Here is a 19,040-nt window from a genome sequence, read left to right as displayed (position 1 = left end):
GGTCTGTCCTATAAAAATTCACACCAAGTAACGGGATCTTGCTCGCATGCAGCGCTCCGACTCGTCATCTCTCGTATGTCACCTGCTCCCCATCCGGGTGAACAACCCGCTGGTCAGGAACCGGGCTTCGGTCTGCTCGCCTCGGTACGGGCATGAGGTCTTTCGATGCGGTGCATGTGTCCGAGCCGGGCCTGGTCGTGGTGGAGGTGGCGGCCGGCGACGAGAAGACGGCTTTGGCTGCGGTCGCGGAGCTGGGTGAGCGGTGGGCGACGTCAGGCCCGTCGGAGGTGTGGCGGGTACCGGGCGAACCGGGGGTGCGGGTACGGACGTACGCGCAGGTGAGGCCGCCGGTAGGCTGACGCGCGGGTGCCTCCGACCACTTGTCCTGGTCGGAGGCACCGTTCTGTGCAACTACTCGGATGCTTCGCGTTGCGCTGCAGCAATGGAGAGGTTTGCCCAGACGGCGGCCGCGGCAATGCGGCGCCCCATTACTCCCGCGTCATTGGCGCGGTCTGCCTGGTTCAGGAGCCGCTCTGCCTCACAGGCGCACTCGGCCGACGTGGAAGGTGTGCCCTGGTTGTAGTCCATGGTCGTGGTCCTCACTGCTCGGTGGGTCGGAGGCGCCGCTGGCGGTTCTTCGCCTCCTGCACGGCCTTCTGCCTGGCCACAATCTTGCGCGTGTGCTCGTCAGCTGGGTCAAGCGTGATGTTTGCTGTCGGCTCCGAGTCGAGGTGGATGTACCACTCGACCGCGGTTACGACCCATTCCTCTTCAGTCTCCGCGGTCTCCCGTAAGAGGCGTTCACCCACGCGCGGGACTCCAGGAAGGCGCCCTGACCATTCGGTTTCGGGGAAGAACAAGGTGACTTGCGCGCCGTCGCTCATGACCGTGGTCCTCACTGCTCGGTGGTGCGGTCGGCCGCTCCGGCGGCGATGGCGGCGGCCAGGGCGAGAGTGGCCTTGATCTGTGCTGCCTGAAGCTTGGGGGTCGAGGAACATTGGACCGAAAACCGGCGTCTGTACGCTCCGTGACGATCCGCCACGGATAACGGCCCAATATCTGCGGTATAGGTCACCGTGAGCTGCGGTTCCGCTCGGCGCCGACTGCGCGAAGCGGCCCCGTTATCTGCGGCAAGGCCCTTGGCGCCCTGATTAGTGAAGTGGCCGTGATCGGCCAGGAGATCTTCGCGTGAGGCCATAGTCGTCTTCCTCGCTGCTCGGTGGTGTGCGGTCTACCAGTCCCGAGACCAGTTGTTGATAGCCATGCGGAACGTGGCGGTCAGGTGGTCCGGCATGCGGTAGCCGACAACCTTCCCAAAGCCAGGTCCCTGGGCTTGGATCGGCGGCTCCATGCCGTCGGGCCACCATCCTTCGCGTACCCCGCGGTCGAGGATGCGCTTGAGGGCTGCGCTGTGGCCGCGGAGGCTGGTGTCTTCGCCGTCGCGGAGGTCGTCGGCGCTGACGTATCCCTTGCGGTCGGCAGCTTCCTTAACGATGCGTTGGGCTCGGGCGGGGAGGGCGAGGTAGTAGCGGCTGGCTCGTTCCTTGGTCCAGGTGGTGTCGGTGTGGACTTGGCCGGTGTGTTCGGCGAGGAGCGCGAGGAGCCGTTCCTGGAAGTCGTTGGTGGGGTCCTCCACCGTGACGGTGATCTTCATGCGGCCTCCGTGGCAACAGAAGTGGATAGACGTTGTTCTTACGTGAACGACGGTACGGCACTGAGCCTCGTTTGTCAGCCGTTAACTCAGGTTCATTGCAGGGAGGTTGAAGGAGTCGAGCCGGGGCAGCAGTCGCCCCACCGAGGCGCACCCTTGAGGCATGAGCGCAGAACTGGCCTCCCGTGAGGTCGAGGCGACCGACCGCCCCGGCAACCTCCGGCTCCCCGTCGAGCAGCCGGACGAACCGCCGGCCCACCCGCACGAACCGGGAGCCCGATCGATGCCACTGTCCCGACTGCTGTACCCGTGACGCGGATGCTGGGCGCCTGGTCCCGCCCATGGTGCCCGTACTGCCGCGGCCCGGCCGGGGAGGACTGCCCGTCGCGAAGCTGGTCGAAGAAGACGCAACGATCCCGAGAGAAGCGGGCTTGGCGGCAAGATTCCGCCGACGCGCAGGATCGTTCCCTGAGAAGCGCATAACGTGTGCTAAGAGTGAGGTCAACGGTAGGCTGATCATTGAACGTTCGCCGACCGAAGGCGGCCTCCGTGGCGCACATCGCAGAGCACATCAACCGCATTGCCGACTTCGTCGAGGCTCGCATCGACGAGCAGTTCTCCGGCGACCTCGCGTCGCGACATTACGACAAGGAGCCAGACTCGCGCCTGCTGCGGGGTCTGCGCCGCGCGGTCCAAGAGATGCGGTCCAAGAGGGCACTGGTGCAGAGCATCGAGGAGAACCCCAGCATGGAAGCGGCTGCGAACCTGGCCATGACGTTCGCCTGGAACGAGCTCGCCGGCATCGCGAAGGAGTGGAAAGACCACAAGGACTATCTCCCCGAGTTCGCCCTGCTGGCACACCAGTTGAAAGAACTTCCTTCGGATGACACGCCAACGCCATGACCCAGCACGCCGTCACCGACCGCCCCGCACAGAACTGGCCCGGCCGGGCTCCGCCGAGGAGGCCCTGTACTGGCTGCGTGACACCCTCAGCACCGTCGCCCCCCGCGAATATGGTTGCAGAGGTGGGATTCCTTAGGATCGCGCTCAGCGAAGAAACGGACCATAGTCCGCATCTATTGAGCAACCCTCCGTCAGATGACCCGCCGGGGGGCACCAGATGTGATAGCTCCAGTTAATGTTCCTTCTATGGAGTCACGCATGACGGAGGAACACGTGCCCTATCAGCCCTCTTCAAAGACGCTCGCCCGACTGGAGCTCGCCCGCACCGAGTGGCCGACCGTCCAAACCTTCCTCGGCTGCGAATGCACCGACGCCGACCCAGTGGCATGCACGGGCTCCCCCGAGCAGAGCGGTACCCCGCAGTGCGGCCCCGCACCCGCCCACCGGCAATGCTCCTGCCACCACATCCGCACCGAGGACGAGCACGCCTCCATCCGCGCCGCCGTAGCCGCGAAAGCCTTTGACTCGGAACAGGTCCTCCGCGACTACGCAAGCATCCTGACGGCCAGCAGCGACCCGGACGCCGACGCATGGGCCGCCGCTCTCGTGTGGGCCGCCTCCCGCATCCACGGCGGGCACCAATCCATCTACGCCAACCGCGACTTCACCAAGCGGTTCGGGGTCAATCCGTACCCGGGTGAGCCCCAGTGATCGCCTGGCTCGGAGCACAACGGTGAACGAACACGAAGACGTGGTGGACGCGGAGCTGGTCGGGGAGGACCGGCTCCCCGCCATCGCCGAGGACCGAACTCCCGCCATTCTGCAGGTGAATGAGGACCCCGATGCGTGGCTGCCGCCCGAAGCGCAGGAGGACGTTCAGGCTGGCATCCCCCGCGACACCAGCCGGGCCTACGAAGGCGACATGGAGCGGTTCGCCGCCTGGTGCGCCACGGTCGGCCGCCGGGTGATGCCCGCCGCTCCGCAGACTGTCACCGCGTACATGTCGTACCTGAAGCGCACTCCCCGCAAACGGACCGGGAAGCCATACGGTCCCGCGACCATGGACCGCATCATCGCTTCGATCCGCTCCTCGCATCGGGCCGCCGGATACAAGCCCCCGGACACCATGGGAGCCCGCAAGGTCGTCGCCGGATACCGGGAAGCCCTATCCGATGCACAGGACCCGGCCGCCACCCCGAAGAAGGCGACCGCCGCTGACCGAAGCGTGCTCAGCGAAGCACTCGCCCACCTCGACCGCACCACCCTCGTCGGAAGACGGGACGCTGCCCTCATGCTGCTGGGGCACGCCATCGGGTCGCGTGGCAGCGAGCTTGTGCCGCTGAACTGGCCGGCCAGTTTCACGGACCTGCCGAAGGGCGGGTTCAAGGTGAAGGTCTACCGGAAGAAGCGGAAGAAGTGGCAGTCTGTTGAGGTCGTCCCGGACCCCGACGCGGATCTGTGCGCGGTGACTGCGGTACGGGCCCTGGTGGAAGCCCTCGCCCACGAGGGGCACACCTCCGGGCCGCTGTTCATGCGGATCGACCAGTGGGGATACATGGGCGCCGAGATGACCCGCGAAGGCAAACCGATCGGTGACCCCACCGGGCGGATCAGCATCAACGGCGCGTCAGACGTCGTCAGTCGGTCGATCCACCGCACAGGGATGCCAGGGAAGTGGACGTCGCACTCGCTACGTCGCGGCCTGGTGAAGACGGCTCGTGCTGCCGGGGCCGACATCGTGGACATCGGTCGGCACGGCGGCTGGGACGACAGGTCGAAGGCCCTGATCGGGTACATCGACGAAGAGGACAGCCAGGGAGAGCGGAACCCGCTGACGCAGATCGCGAAGAGAGCCGCCGCGCCCGAGCAGGAGGAGTCTCCGTGACCCCGAAGCAGTACAGCGCCCCGTCGGTCCGGCAACTGTCCGCGGTGGTCGATGGGATGGCCGGGCAGGTGTCGGAGGGCCGACTGCGGCAGCTGCGGATGGTGGTCGGGATGTTCGACCGGGCTGTGGGACGGGACGAGATGCCAGGCCGGGCGTCCCGAACCGCGGCCCAGTTGTTCACCTGGGCGTCGCTGCGCCCGTTCTGGGACCTCGCGGCAGAGGGGCAGTTGCGGCACCTGCAGAAGGACGTCGGGAAGCCGTTGCCGGAGTGGACGCTGCGGATTGTTCGGGACTGTCTGAAGATCCTGGCCCGCGAGGTGCTCCCGCCCGGGAAGACGGTCAGGTTGCCATCGATCGCGAACCCGGAGCCGAAGGCCACGGTCGACGGTCGGTCTCTGGATGCCCTGTACCGGAGGATGGTGGGCCTGGCGGGCCATGGTCCGTTGGAGCGGGACGGGACTGCCCTGTCGTATGAGGAACGCACCCGGCTGCTCGCAATCGTCGCGGTGCTGCTCGACGCTGCGCCACGGTCCGGGGAGTTGGCCGCTCAGTCCCTGACAGATCTGGCTGCGGATGAGGCGGCGGTGGCGGTGCGCCGGCAGCAGCAGAAAGCCCCGCCGAACCGGGTCGAGGAGATCGCCGCCCTGGCCGAGGTGGGAACGGAGGCGGCCCGGTCGGTACTGGGTGGCTGGGTGGAGCGGGTATCGGAGGAGACGCGGCAACGGGTCCTGGCCGCGGTCGAGGAATTGCAGCCGTTGCCAGAGGTTGAGTGGTACCCGCTGAGAGAAGGCTCCCAAGTGGCGGTGCGCCGCTGGCTGAAGGTGCGGCAGGGCATCGTGGACGCGCTGCCGTTGACGGGGTCAAAGAGGGCGCTGTGGGTCACTCTGCAACCGTCGAAGTCGGGACCGGCCGGGGTGACGCTGCTCCCGGATGGGCTGCGGCGTTCCTATTCGCGCGGGATCACTGCGCTGAACTGGGTGATGGCTGGGCAGTACGGGTGGGAGCCGTTGCCGACGACGATGGAGCAGATCCGGCGCTCCGTGGACGCGGTGCCGTTGCTGGAGCCCCCAAATCATTAGACGGGCGCACCCCATACGTCGGGGGTGTCGCCGCAGCAGGCTGGGCACATGCATAGGCAGCCGTCTTGCTGGCCGGTGCATGGTCCGGGGCGTCCTTCCTCGGCTTCGTATTCGTGCGCGGCCGCCCCCGGGCAGGCGGGGCCGGGGGCGGGGCAGTCGGCCACGGCCATCTGGTGCCGGTCGCACCAGGTCCGCATCGCGGTTTCGAGCTGCACGTCACCCCACACACCGCCGTAACGGCGGGCGTTCTCCTCCCATGGGCATGCCGCCTCGACTTTCTGTGGAGGGCAGGAGGGGGCATTGTCCGGGTAGGTCACCCAGCTGTCCCCTTCGGGGAACGAGTCCCAGATCCGGCCATCAGGGGCGTACCAGCGCAGCCATGTTCGGGTGCCGGGCTCGTGCCGTGGGGTGGTGCGGCGCGAGATGGAGATACCGCAAACAGTGCACCTCTTGGCGTACTCGTCGCCTACGAGGCGGTGAAGGTCGGTGATGGCGGCCATCTGGGCGTAGACGTCGTGCATGGCGGCGCTCCTCTACAGGCCGGGCAGTTGGTCTTGGTCGACGTGGTGTTCGGCGGCGGGTCGGGGTAGGCGGTTGGGGTCACAGTCGGGCCCCCAACCCTTGAGCCGAGAGGCGAGGAGGGTAAGCGGGCGTCCGCACTTGCGGCAGTATCGGTGCCTGTAGCCGGTGGCCTGGTCGTCGAGGTTGAGCTGCTGCTGGTTCCGATCGTCTCGGTCCATGAGGCCAGTGTCCTGAAAGTGGTGGCGGGGCGGTGAGCGCGCGGACTACAATCGCCGTCATCTGCCGGGCATGCCCGCAGAGTTGGCCACCACCCGGTTCGGGGCGGTGGCCTTCGTCATTCGCTGGCTGCAACTCGTACGAGATTGAGTTCCTCGCCCGCATCAGTGGCCAAGTCCGCCGCAACCGAGTGGATATGGCGGCCACATGCGTAGAGCCAGTTGCGCTCCAGCTGGTCGCCCTTGGATCGAATCTTCCAAGTCGGCCACGTCTTGCAGTTAGACAGGGTGCCTTCGCAGCGAGGGCGGGATGACATCAGGCGGTTCTCCTATGCGGCGAGGTCGGTGTCGGCCTGAATCAGGGCGCGAGGGGTGTGGTCGGCGTCGTCCTGGTCGCGGGCGAGCTCGTAGAAGAACAGGGCCTGCGCGTCCGTGGTCGGCGCCGGGGCGGGGCGGACGTACTTGGTGGGCTCGGGGCGGACCAGGACGTAGGCCATGCGGTGCACCGTGTAGGCGGCGATCTGACTGACGTTGAAGGTGCGCTCGGCGGAACGGATGCGCGGGTCGGTCTGCATCTCGGTGGCACGAAGCCGGCACATGGCCACGATCTCGATGCCCTCGCTGGTGGTGCGAACCTCGTGCACCTCAACCGTTCGGATCGTCTCAACGCCGTGCTTGTCGACGTAGGTAATGGTGACGGCGCGCTGAGCATCGAGGGCCCTGTACAGATCGGCGAGGGTCTTGGTGCTGCTCTGAGCTTTGGTGTTCTTCATCGGTGCCCCCGCTGTGTGATTGGTGTGTGACAACCATTCCACATTCCTCTTGTGACCGCAATGGGAATCAGGGTAGAGTTCCTGTTGTCGGGACAGCCCCGGCGGCAGGCGCTACCCCAACGAACATGGCGCCCGCAATCGAAATGGAGGAAACTGGCGTGGCCAACGCCCCCAAGAAGCGCCCGCCGACCCAACGGTCCGACCGGCGCTCGCCGAGAGGACACCGCCCCGTGCCCACCAACCGCGACCTGCGCGCCCAGCTCGCAGCCGCATCCGCCCGGCTCCAAGAAGTCGACTCGCCCGCCCTTGCCGCAGCCGTCGAAACGGTGCTCGCCCCCAGGGGCTGGGCTGCTCTGCGCGCCACGGACACCGACGGAACCGCCGGCCCCAACCTGTCGGTTCTGATGGACAAGGCTGCGCGGGATCAGATCGTGGCCGCCGCGAAGGCCGCCGGTACGTCGGTGACGGACGCCGTCAATGAGGGGTACCGCAGCGTCCTGGCCGGCGAGTACACCCCGCGCAAGCCGGTCCGAGCCCGGTACGGCGCCGCCGTTGAGAAGGTCAATCTCAACGTGACCCCGGCCCTTTCGCTGCGCCAGCGGGTCGAGGAAGAGACAGGGATGTCAGCCGCGAACGTGGCGGCGGACTACCTGATGCGCAAGTACAAGGCCGGCCCGTACGCGGCGGACTATGCAGCTGATTCACTGCCGCCCGGGACGGTCTGCAACCCGCAGGTTCCGCGCGCTGTGCGGGACGAGATCCGCTCACGTGCAGCCGCCGCTGGCAACAAGGTCACCGACGACGTCAACGAAGGCTGGCAGAAGTACCTGGACGGCGAGTTCACTGCGAACCTTCCGAAGTGGTCGGACACGTCGGACATGGTGAATCTGCGGATGACCCCGAACGACGACCTTCACGACAAGATGCGCGCCGTCGAGGGCGTTCGCCCGCTGCAGGTGGGCATCGCGTACGTGCTGGACAAGTACGACATCGACCCGGGCGCGGGCCAGTAAGCATCCCTGCCGGGGTGGGCCTGGACGCCGACAACTGGGCCCACTCCGCGTAGCAACAACCTCACAAAAGGACCTCACATGGCTATGGCCGTCGAGGCCCCCGCCAGCATTACGGCGGAGGGTCCCACCTCGCACACCCAAAACCGAGCCGCGCTCGTGCCTACCACCCGCACCGCGCCCGCCGCTTCCCAGGCGCTGTCCCTGAACGCTATGTCCGTACAGGACGCATGGGGTTTCGCTAAGGCCCTTGCCGAATCGAGCCTCCTGCCAAGGCAGTACCAGAACAACCCGGGATCCGTTCTGTGGGCCTTGGAGTACGGCCGCGGCATCGGCCTGGACGTCATCACCACCATCCAGTCCGTCCACGTCATCCAGGGCAAGGCCACCCAGTCTGCGGACCTGATGGCGGCTCTGACCCGCCGGGCCGGTCACCGGATGCGAATGACAAGCACCGACGACCGCGCGGAAGTAACCATCTACCGCTCGGACGACCCCGACTTCCCCTTCACCTCGGTGTGGGATACGGCCAAGGCCACCAGGGCGAAGCTGCTGAACAAGGACACCTGGCAGCAGTACCCGGCGGCGATGCTTCGGGCCCGCGCCATCTCCGAGTGCGTGCGCATGGCATGCCCGGAGGTGCTGCATGGGGCGATCTACACGCCCGAGGAGATCGGGGCCGCGGTCGACGCGGACGGGATGCCGCTGGATAGCCCTGCTCCGCAGCCGGCGCCGCAACCTGTTCGGGAGGAGGCTCCTGCTCAGGACTACATGGTGCGGGTCGGGAACGCGGTCGTACGTCGGGACGCGTTCCAGCCGCACCCGGATGGTCAGGAGTTCGCCGACCAGGCTGCCGCCGCCGAGAACGTGGCGGCAGTGGAGAGCCTGCGGAGCACCGCAGAGGCGCAGGGCATCGACAACTCGGGCATCCTCGCTCCCGATTCAGGGGAGCCGGACGTGCTCAGCTCCTACCTCATGCGCCGCGAGGAGGCCTTGTCCGAACCGAAGACGGATTCGGGTGGGCGGGACTACCTGCACGAAGCTCATGAAGCCCCGGACGCGGCAACAGTGCGCCGCATCTGGCAGGAAGCGAAGAGCGACTCCGCGGTGCCGGAGTACTTGGAGCAGATCGCCCAAGTTGGACGCGCCAAGGCCGAGAGGAGCGCCGCCTGATGGCCGGGGGTTGGGAGACGCGAGCAGCCTGCCGTGGCCTGAGCCCCCGTCTGTTCGAGCCGGGCCCCGTGAGTAACGCGTCCATCGCCCAGGCCGAGCGGGCCCGGGCGGTGTGCGCCCGCTGCCCGGTCCAACTCCTGTGCCTGGACGATGCGCTGGCCACGGAGAAGCGCGATGCCGCTGCGGACCGTGTAGGTATCCGGGGTGGTCTGGACGGGCGGGAGCGGTACGCGCTGCAGCGCGGTCACCGCCTCCCGCGCAGGCCCCTTCCGATACCGGACGACGGGCAGGAGCACGGGGAGCGTCGTACGTACCGGAAGGGCTGCCGGTGCTTCGCGTGCTGCGCGGCCGAAACCAGCAAGAAACCCAGTCGCCGCCGTGAACTGGCGCCGTGCGGCACGCTGGCCGCGTACCAGCGGCATCTGCGAAACGGTCAGGACATCGACCCGGCGTGCACGGCTGCACAGCGGGCCCGATACCACATCCCGCGCCCCGTTCCGGAGGTACGGCCCGCGTGCGGTACGCGCAGCGGCTACCAGTGGCACACCCAGCACCACGAAGTCCCCTGCCCCGAATGCGCGGCGGCCGACCTGGCCGTCGTCTGGTTCGTCCGCGAGAGGAGCGCCGCCTGATGAGCGACTACGCAGTGATCGCTTGCGACGCGGAGACGAGCCCCGGCGAACGTTGCATGGCCGAAGACTCTCCGCTCGGCTCGCCGCGAAGTGCGACCGAAGCCCGTCGGCGTCTCCGTCGCGAAGGGTGGCACAGGACGCGCACTGGCAGAGACGTCTGCCCCGATTGCTGGCGTGCCGGCCGTCGGTAGACCCATCCATCCTGATCCATCGGCCGGTCCCATTCGGGGCCGGCCGCAGTCTTCTCCACCCTTGTTGGGAGGCCCGCCGTGGGCATCGTCGTTCTTCTGTGCCTGGCCCCCAGTGCCGCAGTCGTCGCGGTCGGCGCGCTGCGGGCGCGGCCGCGCAAGCTGCCCGACCCGTACGTCGCCTACCGCCCGCACCTGCACCCCGCGGTCGTCCTGGCCGAGCTCGAAGTCCGGCAGGCGTACCGGGAGCTGGCTCCGCTGTACGAAACCCCCACCCTGTCCGGTCTCCCGGCCCGATGACACCCACCCACAGTTCCTGGCGCCCCGATGAGGAGGAGGCGATGTCCGTGTACCCGATAGCCGTGGCCGTGTTCGCCGCCCTGACCGTGAGCGCCGGCCTGGCGTGGTGGCGGCTGCGCAACCTGCAGCGTCTGATCCGGCTGGAGCGGGCCACGGTCCGCCTGACGGAGGCCGCTCACCACCGCGACATGGACGCCTTCCAGCACCGTGTCCGCCGCCTGGTCACCGAGCAGCGGGACGCCGAACTGCGGGACCGACTGCTGACCGAGGCCGAGCAGATCATCACCGCCGAGTACGCCCGCACCACACGCCACAACCCGCAGGAGGGGGAGACACCATGACGGATCCGATCGCAGCCCGGCAGCAGCTCGTCGACGACCGGCACTACAAGTACCGGGGGTGCGCCCCCGACGCGGACGACCCGACCGTGTCGGCCGCGGACCCGGACGTGTCCCTGGATGCGTGGGGCCCGTACACCGGTGACGGGGCGGAGCCGCAGAAGACTCGCTTCGACCGGGAGAGGGCCGCCAAGCAGATCTGCGCCCGGTGCCCGGTTCTTGCCCTGTGCCGCACCTACGCGAACACGACCACGGTCGACGCGGAGGGTGTCGAGCACCTGGTGGAGCCGGAGGGGGTCATGGGCGGGGAGCTGGCCCTGACCCGGCACCGTGCGCTGATCGCCCGCCGGCACGCCGCTACCACCGGCGGCCTTATCGCCGTGGAGGTGCGGGGCGAGGTGGTGGTGCGGGACCTGTCCGAGGGCCGCACCCCGCAAAAACGCGCCGTCCTGGCCGCCCTTGCCCGCGAGACCGACCCCGAACTCGTCGCCTACCGAGCAGGGCTGGACCTGCGGGCCACGAACTGGCACCGCTCCGCGCTGGTGACGATGCTCGGCCTCGACAAGGAGCGCGCGACCCGCGACCAGCTCCTTGCCGCCGCCATCGACCAGGGCCTGCTGCCCCGCTCGACCCGCATCCGGCCCGACGGCCCGTGGGCATACGCCGCGGCGCCGACGACGGACGGGGCCCGGCAGCGCCGCATCGCCCCCGGCCGCCCCGTCCAGCTGATCCTGCCCGGCCTGGAAGACATGCCCCGCACCTGCCGCGCCCCGGTCCGCCCGGGCCGGCCACCGGCAGGTCGGGGCCCCGGCTCCGACCCCTTGCCGCGCCGTACCCGGCTTCACCGCCTCACTGCTGTACGGACCGTCCTGCAGCCCCGCATCCCCTTCGTCCCGACACCTGTGCTGGAGCCCGCCTCATGACCACCCACCGCACCCCAGCCCCTGCCGGCCCCGTCACGGACCTCACGGCCAAGCCCAGCACCACCGACGATCAGGCCCTCGCCGACCGGTGCCAGTCCTCCGGGGACTACCTCGCCGGACTCCTGGCCGCCGGAACGCTCGAAGCCGCGGGTACCCCCCGCAAGTTGCCTGAGCTCCTCTTCCCCGACTACGACCCGGCCGTCGTGCGGGCGGTGTGGGAGGCAGCCCTTCCCGTCGGGTTCCGGGCCGGAAAGCTCGCTGGCCAACCCCGCTGGACCCCCGACGCATTGACCCGGCTCCGGGCTGAACTGGCCGACGCCGGATACAAGGCCATGGGCAACCTGGCCGCTCGCTCCGCCGCCATCCACCCGCCACGGCACCCCGCCGACCACGAACTCGACGCCGCTGCCCGCGCCGTGCGGGACGGGGGCCACCCGTGACGTACACCGCCACCAACCGGAGGGACCTGTTCAGCGAGGAGAAGCGGGGCCGGTACCTCGAAGCCGTCGCCACCGGCATGAACCTTGCCGACGCCGCCACCACCGCAGGCATCCACCACAACGTCCCCCGCCGCCACGAACGCACCGACCCTGGCTTCGCCCAAGCCCTCGCCGACGCCAAAGCCGCAGGGAAGAAGATCCGGCAGGAGAACGTGGCACATGGCGAGTACCGGTACAACTGCCTGAAGTGCAGGTGTGATGTGTGCTGCACCGCCGCCACCAAAGGCCGCGCGAAGAGGCGCGCTGGCGTCCAACCCGAAGAGCCTGAGGGGCCGTCCGAGGCGGTGGGGCAGGTCCACGAAATCCGGCCCGAGCCCAAGTCTTCTACTTCCTTTTCGCTGGCCAGGGCTTCTTGAAGGGGTACCGAGCCACCCGAGCAAGATCCCGTTACTTGGTGTGAATTTTTATAGGACAGAGATCGTCGCCCGTACAGCCGTGCGATGAGCAGCCGATCTGATGACAAGTCGGATGAACAACACGATCGTCAAGGAGGGGGACAAGTGGAGAGCCGAACGAGTAAGCTGCGCTTGGCGCCAGACGACCACTCAGAAATGGGACCGGTTCAACGGAGTCACCCACAACGTCAAAAGGCCCCGCTCGCTGCTTACGCAGCAGTCCAGATGTTTGCCGCATCAGGACACGGGGCCCGCCGACACCACACAGTCGCTACGAATGAAGGTGCCAGCTCTATGGCGAAGCCTACCCGGATCACCCGGGATACAGACAGTGGGACCATGCAGTCCGCCGTGAAGATCACACCGGCGACTTACTGCACGGGCCCTGTCACCACTACTTCACCCACCGCGTGACCACCGAGGTGCTGCATACGTACCGGTTCCGGTGCGACGCAGCCCAGTGCACGGTGTCCGTCCTCTCCGAGACGACTGACGTCCCCGCAAGGTGGACTGAGATCGACAGCATCGCCCACCAGTCACACCCCCCGTTGCCGTCGGCAAAGTCCGGGCGAACCCTGCTGCGGGCCCTGGACACCAGGTCTCTCCGGTCACACGGCCGCTTCCGGCTTCACCTGTGCCCCGACCACCCGGACGCCCTGGCAGGCCACCTGCCGCAGACCGACAACGCGGGCGGTCAAGGCGCCTCTGTCGCCTGTTCCTGCGGCGCCCGGCTCGCCTGGTCCACCCAGGACACCAAGGCGCTCTGGGTTCAGCACCGAATCGAAGCTTTCCTGGCCGAACCGGCACAGGAGCAGACCTCACCCAGCAAGGGAGATCAGGTGACGTAGCAACGTTCTGAGCGGGAGGTCCTGGGCCCCTTGGCGGGGGCACTTCCTCTACCGCCGGCCGCTGGTGTTGGCGCACCGTGCGCGGCCACTTCATACGGCTCGGTTTGGCGACCGAGCTAAGGCCCGACTCTCAGATCCGGTTTGGCGACCGGGGCCGAGTAGGTCGAGCGAACTACAGGTTCTCACCGAACCACTTCACCTTCACCAGCGGGCCTTTGGCGTTCCCGCGCAACGTGAAAGCAGGTACATAGTGCCGTACGCGGCTACCGCTTGTCAGCTTCCGCACGCCCGGACGGGCGATTCACACCAAAAGTCCCCCACTTCCGGCGGCATCCCGTGCCAGCAAACTCATGGCGACACGAACACCCCACATGACACGTTCGAACACGTGTACGAGTACAGTGGCGAGCCCGGTCGTGGGGGAGCCCTGCGAGTGCTCGCAGCCGCCCAGTGGGTCTCCACCACGACCGGCCGCATTGCAACAGACCCGTACTCCTGGATGCAGTCCGTCCACTGGGTAGGCGGCTCCGGCCTCTACACCCCGTCCCGCAGCTACGGACCGAAGTGGGGGCCCACGACCGTGCTCATCGCGCAGGAGCTGTCCGCGCTGACCGAGTGCCGGCCGGGAGTCGAGTACCTCGCCCGGAAGTTGAAGCTGTCGAAGCGGACCGTGCAGTACCACCTCGACATGCTCCGCGAAGCCGGACTTCTCGTGTACCGCACCAAGGGCACCCGCATCACTGGCAGCATCCGTCAGGCGTCCGTGTACGAGCGGGTCATCCCCGTCGAGTTCGACGAGGCGCTCGGCATCCGTACGGTCGGCGAAGGCGTCGAGCGGCGTCCCGTCGGTATCGCCGAAGAGGGCCGGAAGCTCATCGGGAAGCTGGCCAAGAAGGCCGCCCGGAAGGTACGTCGCCGCCAGCCCCGGACCGTTGTTTCGGGCAAGGGCCGTTGCACCCCAATGCAGGGTGGTACCTCAGCTATCTCCTCTACCGGTACTTCTAGCTTTCCCTCTGAGACAGAACTCGCAAGCGGGGAAGCAGATTGCCCCACCCCGAAGAAGTCGAAGCGCGGACCGCGGAAGCTCAACAAGGTCGGCCGCCGCATGCAGCTCGCCAGTGAGCTGATCTCCCAGGTGCCGTGGCTCGGTGGCGCATCCCGCCCTCGAATCTCGTGGATCATCCGGCATGTCGCCGACGCCGGGTGGACGGCACTCGAGGTGCAGGCCATCGCAGAGCAGGACGCGCCCCTGTCGGCTGCTGATGTTCGCCGCTGCTCCGGAATGCTCGCCCACCGCCTTAAGGGCGTCCACCTGCTGTACAAGACCCAGACGCAGCGCGACCAGCTGGTGGAGCACTGGCGGACCTCACGCACCGCGGAGCGTGCCCGGCACAACGGCTACGACAACGGCCTCGACGGAGGGTCGGACCGTCTTGCCGCCCAGGTCATGGTCGGCGTCTACGAGGGCATGGCCAGGTACTCCGCCAACGTAACCGCCCAAGGCCTCGACGACCTCACCGGAGCCGACGCCGCAGCCGACATGGCCGCCTTCCTCGGAACGGGAGCAACCGCATGACCAACAACCCCATGAGCGGCCTGGACCTGGCCCGAGTCGCCTTGCAGCAGGCCCGCGCCGCAGCGAAAGCCGCACCGCAGCCGAAGCGCCGGATGGGAGCCTCCGCGTCCCGACGGGATGCCCGCACAGGTGGCCGTGACCCGCTCACTTTCGCGGCCGCGATCGAGCGGATGATGGCCGAACGAGGCTGGGACATGGCTGCTAAAGGCGGCAGCATCCTCGACCAGTGGCCGACGATCGCCCCCGAACTCGCCGGGAAGGTCGCTGCGGTGAAGTTCGACGACGAAACCCGCACCCTGCACCTGCGGCCCGTGTCGCAGGCCTACCGCCTCCAGCTTGACCTGCACCAGCGACAGGTCATCGACAAGGTCAACGCCAAGGTCGGCGACGGAACCGTACAGCAACTGAAAGTCCTCGCGCCCGGAGCCGTCGACACCCCGACACCGGCTTCGACAGCTGCGGCTGACACACCGGACCGGAAGCCCGCACAACCGCCCGCCCCCAAGCCGAAGAACCCCGGCTACCTCGCAGCCATCGCCGCCCACCAGGAGCACAAGAACACGCGCGAACGGAAGATGGACACCCTCGTGCGCGCAGCCGTGCAGCGCCAGAACCACCTCCTTATCCAGCGCCGGGAGCCCGAGGAGGCCTTCACCGAGATCGCCGCACAGATGGAGATCCTCCAAGCCCAGCACGAACGTGTTCAGCCCTCGGACAGCCTCGAAGCCAGCATTCGGGCCGCCCGCACCTACAAGCACCGCAGGACGGACCAGCCTGTCCGCCGCGCCTTCGACGTCGCCTGACCACCACAACCTGAACGGAGCCCCACCATGACCGAACTCCCCCAGCAGCGATCCGCACGCCTGCCCAAGCCGCAGTACCATAACCTGTTCCGCGAGCCCGTCATCGAGCCAGCAGGCGAAGCCGATCAGGTCGACGAATGGCTGCATGGCGATCCTGCGGAGCGGTGAGTTTTACGGCCGTAAAACCCCTCGCAAGCTGATCCGCGAACCATGAGGCAGACATGTCCGGTGCACCGGGTTTTTTTACGGCCGTAAAACTCGGCGGATCCCGCCCGCCCTCTCCGAACCTTCTCTGCACGTCTGAGAGACTGCCTGCAGTCCGGAGTACCGGAACATCGGGAAGTAATCGGAGACAGCAAGATGCCCTACATCACCGTGCTCTTGAACAGGAAGGGCGGGGTGGGCAAGTCGCTCATCACGGTCAACCTGGCCGCCGTCTACGCCGAAATCCTCGGCAACAGCGGAGCCGACGGCACGAACCCGTCCGTGGCGGTCGTTTCGATAGACCCCCAGGCCACCAGCGTTGAGCACGCCGACGAGGTCAGGAAGGCCGGCCGAGACGTCCCCTTCCGTGTGGTGAACGCCCACAACAATGTTGCGCAACTCCGTCGCCTTCGCCGCGCCAAGGCCGACTTCATCATCGTCGACACCCCCGGCTTCATGCCCCTCAACGAAGAGGAAGAAGACGACGAGTCGATCGATCCCCTGGGCGACGGCACCGTAGGCGACGCCCTGCGCGCCATCCTCGACGTCGCGGACGACGTGATCGTCCCCCTTGAAGCCGAAGGCGCCGCATTCAGGCCGACGAAGACCACGATCGAGCGAGTGCTCATTCCGCGCCAGATCCCCTACGGCGTACTCGTCAACAACTGGGATCCGCGTGACGGAGAGGCCGACCGCGATCGGACGATCAGCATGGTTCAGCGCCGAGGCTGGAACCTCTACAACACGACCATCCGCCACTACAAGCCGCATACCCGCGGCATCATCAACGGACGGTTCTGCACCCAGTACGAGTCGAACCACACCTCGACCAAAGCCAAGCAAGACTTCGTATCCCTCGCCCTTGAGCACCAGATCCGCCGTCAGAAGCAGGCGGTTCTGTGATGGCGTCCAATCACGACGAGTTCGACGACTTCATCAGTGGAGATGACGAGGGTCCGATCGTCGACACCCGGGCTGATGGCCGGCTGCTTCGCGTGCCCCTAAATCGGCTGTCTCCTAACGGGGTCAATCCGCGGAAGGACTTTGGCACCAGGGCAGAGTTGGAAGACTTCGGCCGCAGCCTGAAGCGCCGCCAACTTCAGGCCCTGCCCGTGGTGACACGCACGGCGTACCTGAAGCTGTGGGACCACGAGGAACTGATCGGCAACGTCGACTTCGTCATCGTCAGCGGAGAGCGCCGCTTTCGTGGCGCCTCCGCGGTTGACCTTCCGGCGCTTGAATGCGTCATCAACGACGACGTGGCCGAGACCCGGAAGACGTTCCTCGACGCGGTCGTGTCCGAGAACATCGACCGTCAGAACTTCGACGCGATCGAAGAGGCGAACGCAGTCGACGTCCTGGTGCAGGCATTCGGCACGGCTCGGGCTGTAGCCGAGCACTACGAACGAGGCGACGCCTGGGTGTCCCAGCGCCGCATCCTGCTGAGGCTGGCCCCCGAGGCGCAGGACCTGGTGCGGCGGCGCGATCTGCCACTGGAGCACGCGCGCAAGCTCGGGAAGCTGGTCAAGGACCACAGCTGGTCTTCGGAGGAGCAGCTGGCGTGGTGGGCGCAGCAGCAGCAAGCCAAGCAGGCTGCCGCGGCCGACAGGAAGGCCAGCAAGAAGAACACTGCGCCGACGCCTGTCCCGGCCATCGGAGTGCAACCTCAGAGTTCGGGAACGGCGCCGAGTTTTACGGCCGTAAAAACCCAGCCCGTCGTGGAGGATGCGCGGGAAGCCCGTTCGCCCGCTCCCGCAGTCGCGGTGCAGGCGGAGTCAGCAGCCCCGCCCCCCGTCACTGTGGCACCTCTGGCTGAGACGCCGCCGACGTCTCTGCCAGAGCCGCGCAACGAGCCTGGTGCAGCTGATGACGCCGAGGCGGCCGACCAGCGCGCCGAAGACGTCGTCGGCCGACTGCCGTCTCAAGATCCGGAGACGTTGACGGGCCTGATCATTGCCGAGCTTGATGTACCAACCAGGCGAAGGGTGACCGAGCTGCTGGTGGACTACAAGATCGAAGAGACGAAGAGGATGAGAGCTGCCGAAGCCATGGCATCCAGGCAGAAGTAGTTCTTACGTTCGGCCCCGTTCTTCCGCCCATTGGTGGGGGAGCGGGGTCGTTGTCGTGTGTGGTCAGATCCGGTCGAAAAGCTGCGCCTTGCCGGGGTTTTTCGGTCACACGACCGAGTGATTAGACGTCACGCCCCTTCCCCGTGCACACACCACCGACTTGGCTGGAGGCGCTGTCGCCCCACGAGGTGACCGGCCGCGGGGTCGGAGGTCTCCCTTCGCCGGGATCGCAGCGCCTCCGCCCCCGCACCCCACCCACCACCCGGTTCGTACAACTCCCCCCGGCGTGGAGAACTCCCGGACTACAATCACCGACATCTGGCGGGTATGCCCGTGAGGTCTCGAGCCCCTGCGGCTTGGTGGGTCGTTGTCGGCAAAACTCCGCCCCCTCAAGCCGCGGGGGCTTCCTCATGCCGCGACTAGGACGCCTACGCGGGGAGTGGCCGGGAGATTACCCCCGCCGGGGTCACGACCGGATCAAAACTCAGGCTCCACTTACCGACATGGCGACATTGGTGTCACAGTGGGCACTCCCTGGTTGGCCACCGGCAGCCGCACCGGGGGAGGCCCGCGGACTGTGACCACGGGTCGCCCTTCCCACATGTCGGAGGAGCGGAGACGCCCCATGCCCTCATCCGCCAAGCCCGTACACCCCGACGGCCCCCCAGGCCCCCCGGGCAGTCACGGCACCGTCATCCAGTTCGGCCGCCGCACCGCACGCAGCGGCCGTGGCCGGCGAACGCCTCAGCCCGCCCCGTCTGAACCTGCGGCGGCTCTCACACCGCAGGAGGAGCTGGCCGTCACCTTCGAGGCCGTGTTCCAGCGCCATCAGCGGACTCTGTCCGACGAGGCGACCGCAGACGCGTACCGGATCACGCTCGACGCCGTTCTCATCGTGCTCGAAGGCTCCCTTGCCGAGCGCCTGGTAGGGGAGGAGGAGTACCGGCACCTCGCCGGGATGATTCACGGCATGCGCGGGGCACCCGAAGCCCTGTGAATATGCCGGGCACTAATGCGGGTTGATCTGTGACAAGTCGGCAACAGCCCCATACA

28 protein-coding genes are annotated in these 19,040 nt (G+C 67.4%); 21 read left to right on the top strand and 7 right to left on the bottom strand.

Annotated features, from left to right (window positions below; translation table 11 throughout):
* Window positions 1–152: 152 nt before the first annotated feature.
* The gene (locus ACFVYE_RS32425) at window positions 153–359 is read left to right on the top strand and encodes a DUF6207 family protein (protein WP_389607939.1); all 207 of its coding nucleotides are present in this window, start codon (window positions 153–155) and stop codon (window positions 357–359) included.
* Between the two features lie 52 nt (window positions 360–411).
* Here the strand turns inward: ACFVYE_RS32425 and ACFVYE_RS32420 are convergent, their stop codons facing one another.
* From ACFVYE_RS32420 to ACFVYE_RS32405, 4 genes are read right to left on the bottom strand one after another with little or no spacing between them, the layout of a single operon-like run.
* Window positions 412–588, bottom strand: coding sequence for a hypothetical protein (locus tag ACFVYE_RS32420; RefSeq protein ID WP_389607938.1), 177 nt, complete (start codon window positions 586–588; stop codon window positions 412–414).
* Window positions 589–599: 11 nt separating this feature from the next.
* Complete coding sequence (locus ACFVYE_RS32415) at window positions 600–884, bottom strand: hypothetical protein (protein WP_389607937.1); 285 nt, start codon at window positions 882–884, stop codon at window positions 600–602.
* Window positions 885–895: 11 nt separating this feature from the next.
* Window positions 896–1,198 (bottom strand): hypothetical protein, encoded by a 303-nt coding sequence (locus ACFVYE_RS32410; RefSeq protein ID WP_389607936.1) that lies wholly within the window; start codon window positions 1,196–1,198, stop codon window positions 896–898.
* A 33-nt stretch (window positions 1,199–1,231) separates the two neighbouring features.
* Window positions 1,232–1,654, bottom strand: coding sequence for a hypothetical protein (locus ACFVYE_RS32405; RefSeq protein ID WP_389607935.1), 423 nt, complete (start codon window positions 1,652–1,654; stop codon window positions 1,232–1,234).
* Window positions 1,655–1,814: 160 nt separating this feature from the next.
* Here ACFVYE_RS32405 and ACFVYE_RS32400 point away from each other — a divergent pair, with 160 nt between their 5' ends.
* The 5 genes from ACFVYE_RS32400 to ACFVYE_RS32380 all read left to right on the top strand — a co-directional run bounded on the left by ACFVYE_RS32400 (window position 1,815) and on the right by ACFVYE_RS32380 (window position 5,518).
* On the top strand, window positions 1,815–1,964 hold the full coding sequence (locus ACFVYE_RS32400) for a hypothetical protein (RefSeq protein WP_389607934.1): 150 nt from the start codon (window positions 1,815–1,817) through the stop codon (window positions 1,962–1,964).
* A gap of 236 nt (window positions 1,965–2,200) precedes the next feature.
* Complete coding sequence (locus ACFVYE_RS32395; protein WP_389607933.1) at window positions 2,201–2,554, top strand: hypothetical protein; 354 nt, start codon at window positions 2,201–2,203, stop codon at window positions 2,552–2,554.
* Window positions 2,555–2,812: 258 nt separating this feature from the next.
* Window positions 2,813–3,265 (top strand): hypothetical protein, encoded by a 453-nt coding sequence (locus ACFVYE_RS32390; protein WP_389607932.1) that lies wholly within the window; start codon window positions 2,813–2,815, stop codon window positions 3,263–3,265.
* A 22-nt stretch (window positions 3,266–3,287) separates the two neighbouring features.
* The gene (locus ACFVYE_RS32385) at window positions 3,288–4,439 is read left to right on the top strand and encodes an integrase (protein ID WP_389607931.1); all 1,152 of its coding nucleotides are present in this window, start codon (window positions 3,288–3,290) and stop codon (window positions 4,437–4,439) included.
* Window positions 4,436–5,518: a hypothetical protein gene (locus tag ACFVYE_RS32380; RefSeq protein ID WP_389607930.1), complete on the top strand. Its 1,083-nt coding sequence runs from the start codon at window positions 4,436–4,438 to the stop codon at window positions 5,516–5,518. The genes ACFVYE_RS32385 and ACFVYE_RS32380 overlap by 4 nt, the downstream gene beginning before the upstream one ends.
* On the opposite strand, the gene ACFVYE_RS32375 is transcribed toward ACFVYE_RS32380, so the two are convergent.
* From ACFVYE_RS32375 to ACFVYE_RS32365, 3 genes are all read right to left on the bottom strand, one after another.
* Window positions 5,515–6,039 (bottom strand): hypothetical protein, encoded by a 525-nt coding sequence (locus tag ACFVYE_RS32375; RefSeq protein WP_389607929.1) that lies wholly within the window; start codon window positions 6,037–6,039, stop codon window positions 5,515–5,517. The genes ACFVYE_RS32380 and ACFVYE_RS32375 overlap by 4 nt on opposite strands.
* A 12-nt stretch (window positions 6,040–6,051) precedes the next feature.
* A complete protein-coding gene (locus tag ACFVYE_RS32370; RefSeq protein WP_389607928.1) occupies window positions 6,052–6,258 on the bottom strand; it encodes a DUF6011 domain-containing protein in 207 nt (68 codons plus the stop codon).
* Between the two features lie 326 nt (window positions 6,259–6,584).
* Window positions 6,585–7,028: a WYL domain-containing protein gene (locus ACFVYE_RS32365; protein WP_389607927.1), complete on the bottom strand. Its 444-nt coding sequence runs from the start codon at window positions 7,026–7,028 to the stop codon at window positions 6,585–6,587.
* A 230-nt stretch (window positions 7,029–7,258) separates the two neighbouring features.
* Between ACFVYE_RS32365 and ACFVYE_RS32360 the strand changes: the two genes are divergently transcribed.
* The 15 genes from ACFVYE_RS32360 to ACFVYE_RS32290 all read left to right on the top strand — a co-directional run bounded on the left by ACFVYE_RS32360 (window position 7,259) and on the right by ACFVYE_RS32290 (window position 18,984).
* A complete protein-coding gene (locus ACFVYE_RS32360; RefSeq protein ID WP_389607926.1) occupies window positions 7,259–8,041 on the top strand; it encodes a hypothetical protein in 783 nt (260 codons plus the stop codon).
* 78 nt (window positions 8,042–8,119) lie between these two features.
* Complete coding sequence (locus ACFVYE_RS32355) at window positions 8,120–9,211, top strand: hypothetical protein (protein ID WP_389607925.1); 1,092 nt, start codon at window positions 8,120–8,122, stop codon at window positions 9,209–9,211.
* The gene (locus ACFVYE_RS32350; protein ID WP_389607924.1) at window positions 9,211–9,843 is read left to right on the top strand and encodes a WhiB family transcriptional regulator; all 633 of its coding nucleotides are present in this window, start codon (window positions 9,211–9,213) and stop codon (window positions 9,841–9,843) included. The genes ACFVYE_RS32355 and ACFVYE_RS32350 overlap by 1 nt, the downstream gene beginning before the upstream one ends.
* Window positions 9,844–10,112: 269 nt before the next feature.
* The gene (locus ACFVYE_RS32345) at window positions 10,113–10,331 is read left to right on the top strand and encodes a hypothetical protein (protein WP_389607923.1); all 219 of its coding nucleotides are present in this window, start codon (window positions 10,113–10,115) and stop codon (window positions 10,329–10,331) included.
* Window positions 10,332–10,372: 41 nt separating this feature from the next.
* Window positions 10,373–10,672 (top strand): hypothetical protein, encoded by a 300-nt coding sequence (locus ACFVYE_RS32340; protein WP_389607922.1) that lies wholly within the window; start codon window positions 10,373–10,375, stop codon window positions 10,670–10,672.
* Entirely contained in the window at window positions 10,669–11,592 is a 924-nt protein-coding gene (locus ACFVYE_RS32335; RefSeq protein WP_389607921.1) for a WhiB family transcriptional regulator, read from the top strand. Before ACFVYE_RS32340 ends, ACFVYE_RS32335 begins: the two co-directional genes overlap by 4 nt.
* Window positions 11,589–12,032, top strand: a complete 444-nt coding sequence (locus ACFVYE_RS32330) for a hypothetical protein (RefSeq protein ID WP_389607920.1) — start codon at window positions 11,589–11,591, stop codon at window positions 12,030–12,032. The genes ACFVYE_RS32335 and ACFVYE_RS32330 overlap by 4 nt, the downstream gene beginning before the upstream one ends.
* Window positions 12,029–12,448 (top strand): hypothetical protein, encoded by a 420-nt coding sequence (locus ACFVYE_RS32325; RefSeq protein WP_389607919.1) that lies wholly within the window; start codon window positions 12,029–12,031, stop codon window positions 12,446–12,448. The genes ACFVYE_RS32330 and ACFVYE_RS32325 overlap by 4 nt, the downstream gene beginning before the upstream one ends.
* A gap of 449 nt (window positions 12,449–12,897) precedes the next feature.
* Window positions 12,898–13,335, top strand: coding sequence for a hypothetical protein (locus ACFVYE_RS32320; protein WP_389607918.1), 438 nt, complete (start codon window positions 12,898–12,900; stop codon window positions 13,333–13,335).
* A gap of 388 nt (window positions 13,336–13,723) precedes the next feature.
* Complete coding sequence (locus ACFVYE_RS32315; RefSeq protein WP_389607917.1) at window positions 13,724–14,911, top strand: winged helix-turn-helix domain-containing protein; 1,188 nt, start codon at window positions 13,724–13,726, stop codon at window positions 14,909–14,911.
* On the top strand, window positions 14,908–15,714 hold the full coding sequence (locus ACFVYE_RS32310; protein ID WP_389607916.1) for a DciA family protein: 807 nt from the start codon (window positions 14,908–14,910) through the stop codon (window positions 15,712–15,714). Before ACFVYE_RS32315 ends, ACFVYE_RS32310 begins: the two co-directional genes overlap by 4 nt.
* Window positions 15,715–15,741: 27 nt before the next feature.
* Window positions 15,742–15,882 carry a hypothetical protein gene (locus tag ACFVYE_RS32305; protein WP_389607915.1) on the top strand — a complete coding sequence of 47 codons (141 nt, stop codon included), beginning with the start codon at window positions 15,742–15,744 and terminating at the stop codon, window positions 15,880–15,882.
* 192 nt (window positions 15,883–16,074) lie between these two features.
* Window positions 16,075–16,821 (top strand): ParA family protein, encoded by a 747-nt coding sequence (locus ACFVYE_RS32300; protein ID WP_389607914.1) that lies wholly within the window; start codon window positions 16,075–16,077, stop codon window positions 16,819–16,821.
* A complete protein-coding gene (locus ACFVYE_RS32295) occupies window positions 16,821–17,987 on the top strand; it encodes a hypothetical protein (protein WP_389607913.1) in 1,167 nt (388 codons plus the stop codon). Before ACFVYE_RS32300 ends, ACFVYE_RS32295 begins: the two co-directional genes overlap by 1 nt.
* Window positions 17,988–18,612: 625 nt before the next feature.
* Window positions 18,613–18,984 (top strand): hypothetical protein, encoded by a 372-nt coding sequence (locus ACFVYE_RS32290; RefSeq protein ID WP_389607912.1) that lies wholly within the window; start codon window positions 18,613–18,615, stop codon window positions 18,982–18,984.
* Window positions 18,985–19,040: the final 56 nt, after the last annotated feature.

This window comes from Streptomyces sp. NPDC058239 (assembly GCF_042882185.1).
Lineage (GTDB): Bacteria > Actinomycetota > Actinomycetes > Streptomycetales > Streptomycetaceae > Streptomyces.
The sequence above is the reverse complement of the archived record's forward strand: the minus strand, read 5'-3'. Positions and strand labels throughout refer to the sequence as shown.

Coding starts and splice junctions, on each gene's coding strand:
- ACFVYE_RS32425 (WP_389607939.1), top strand. CDS start 153: ATGAGGTCTTTCGATGCGGTGCATGTGTCCGAGCCGGGCCTGGTCGTG.
- ACFVYE_RS32420 (WP_389607938.1), bottom strand. CDS start 588: ATGGACTACAACCAGGGCACACCTTCCACGTCGGCCGAGTGCGCCTGT.
- ACFVYE_RS32415 (WP_389607937.1), bottom strand. CDS start 884: ATGAGCGACGGCGCGCAAGTCACCTTGTTCTTCCCCGAAACCGAATGG.
- ACFVYE_RS32410 (WP_389607936.1), bottom strand. CDS start 1,198: ATGGCCTCACGCGAAGATCTCCTGGCCGATCACGGCCACTTCACTAAT.
- ACFVYE_RS32405 (WP_389607935.1), bottom strand. CDS start 1,654: ATGAAGATCACCGTCACGGTGGAGGACCCCACCAACGACTTCCAGGAA.
- ACFVYE_RS32400 (WP_389607934.1), top strand. CDS start 1,815: ATGAGCGCAGAACTGGCCTCCCGTGAGGTCGAGGCGACCGACCGCCCC.
- ACFVYE_RS32390 (WP_389607932.1), top strand. CDS start 2,813: ATGACGGAGGAACACGTGCCCTATCAGCCCTCTTCAAAGACGCTCGCC.
- ACFVYE_RS32375 (WP_389607929.1), bottom strand. CDS start 6,039: ATGCACGACGTCTACGCCCAGATGGCCGCCATCACCGACCTTCACCGC.
- ACFVYE_RS32370 (WP_389607928.1), bottom strand. CDS start 6,258: ATGGACCGAGACGATCGGAACCAGCAGCAGCTCAACCTCGACGACCAG.
- ACFVYE_RS32365 (WP_389607927.1), bottom strand. CDS start 7,028: ATGAAGAACACCAAAGCTCAGAGCAGCACCAAGACCCTCGCCGATCTG.
- ACFVYE_RS32355 (WP_389607925.1), top strand. CDS start 8,120: ATGGCTATGGCCGTCGAGGCCCCCGCCAGCATTACGGCGGAGGGTCCC.
- ACFVYE_RS32350 (WP_389607924.1), top strand. CDS start 9,211: ATGGCCGGGGGTTGGGAGACGCGAGCAGCCTGCCGTGGCCTGAGCCCC.
- ACFVYE_RS32340 (WP_389607922.1), top strand. CDS start 10,373: ATGTCCGTGTACCCGATAGCCGTGGCCGTGTTCGCCGCCCTGACCGTG.
- ACFVYE_RS32335 (WP_389607921.1), top strand. CDS start 10,669: ATGACGGATCCGATCGCAGCCCGGCAGCAGCTCGTCGACGACCGGCAC.
- ACFVYE_RS32330 (WP_389607920.1), top strand. CDS start 11,589: ATGACCACCCACCGCACCCCAGCCCCTGCCGGCCCCGTCACGGACCTC.
- ACFVYE_RS32310 (WP_389607916.1), top strand. CDS start 14,908: ATGACCAACAACCCCATGAGCGGCCTGGACCTGGCCCGAGTCGCCTTG.
- ACFVYE_RS32305 (WP_389607915.1), top strand. CDS start 15,742: ATGACCGAACTCCCCCAGCAGCGATCCGCACGCCTGCCCAAGCCGCAG.
- ACFVYE_RS32300 (WP_389607914.1), top strand. CDS start 16,075: ATGCCCTACATCACCGTGCTCTTGAACAGGAAGGGCGGGGTGGGCAAG.
- ACFVYE_RS32295 (WP_389607913.1), top strand. CDS start 16,821: ATGGCGTCCAATCACGACGAGTTCGACGACTTCATCAGTGGAGATGAC.
- ACFVYE_RS32290 (WP_389607912.1), top strand. CDS start 18,613: ATGCCCTCATCCGCCAAGCCCGTACACCCCGACGGCCCCCCAGGCCCC.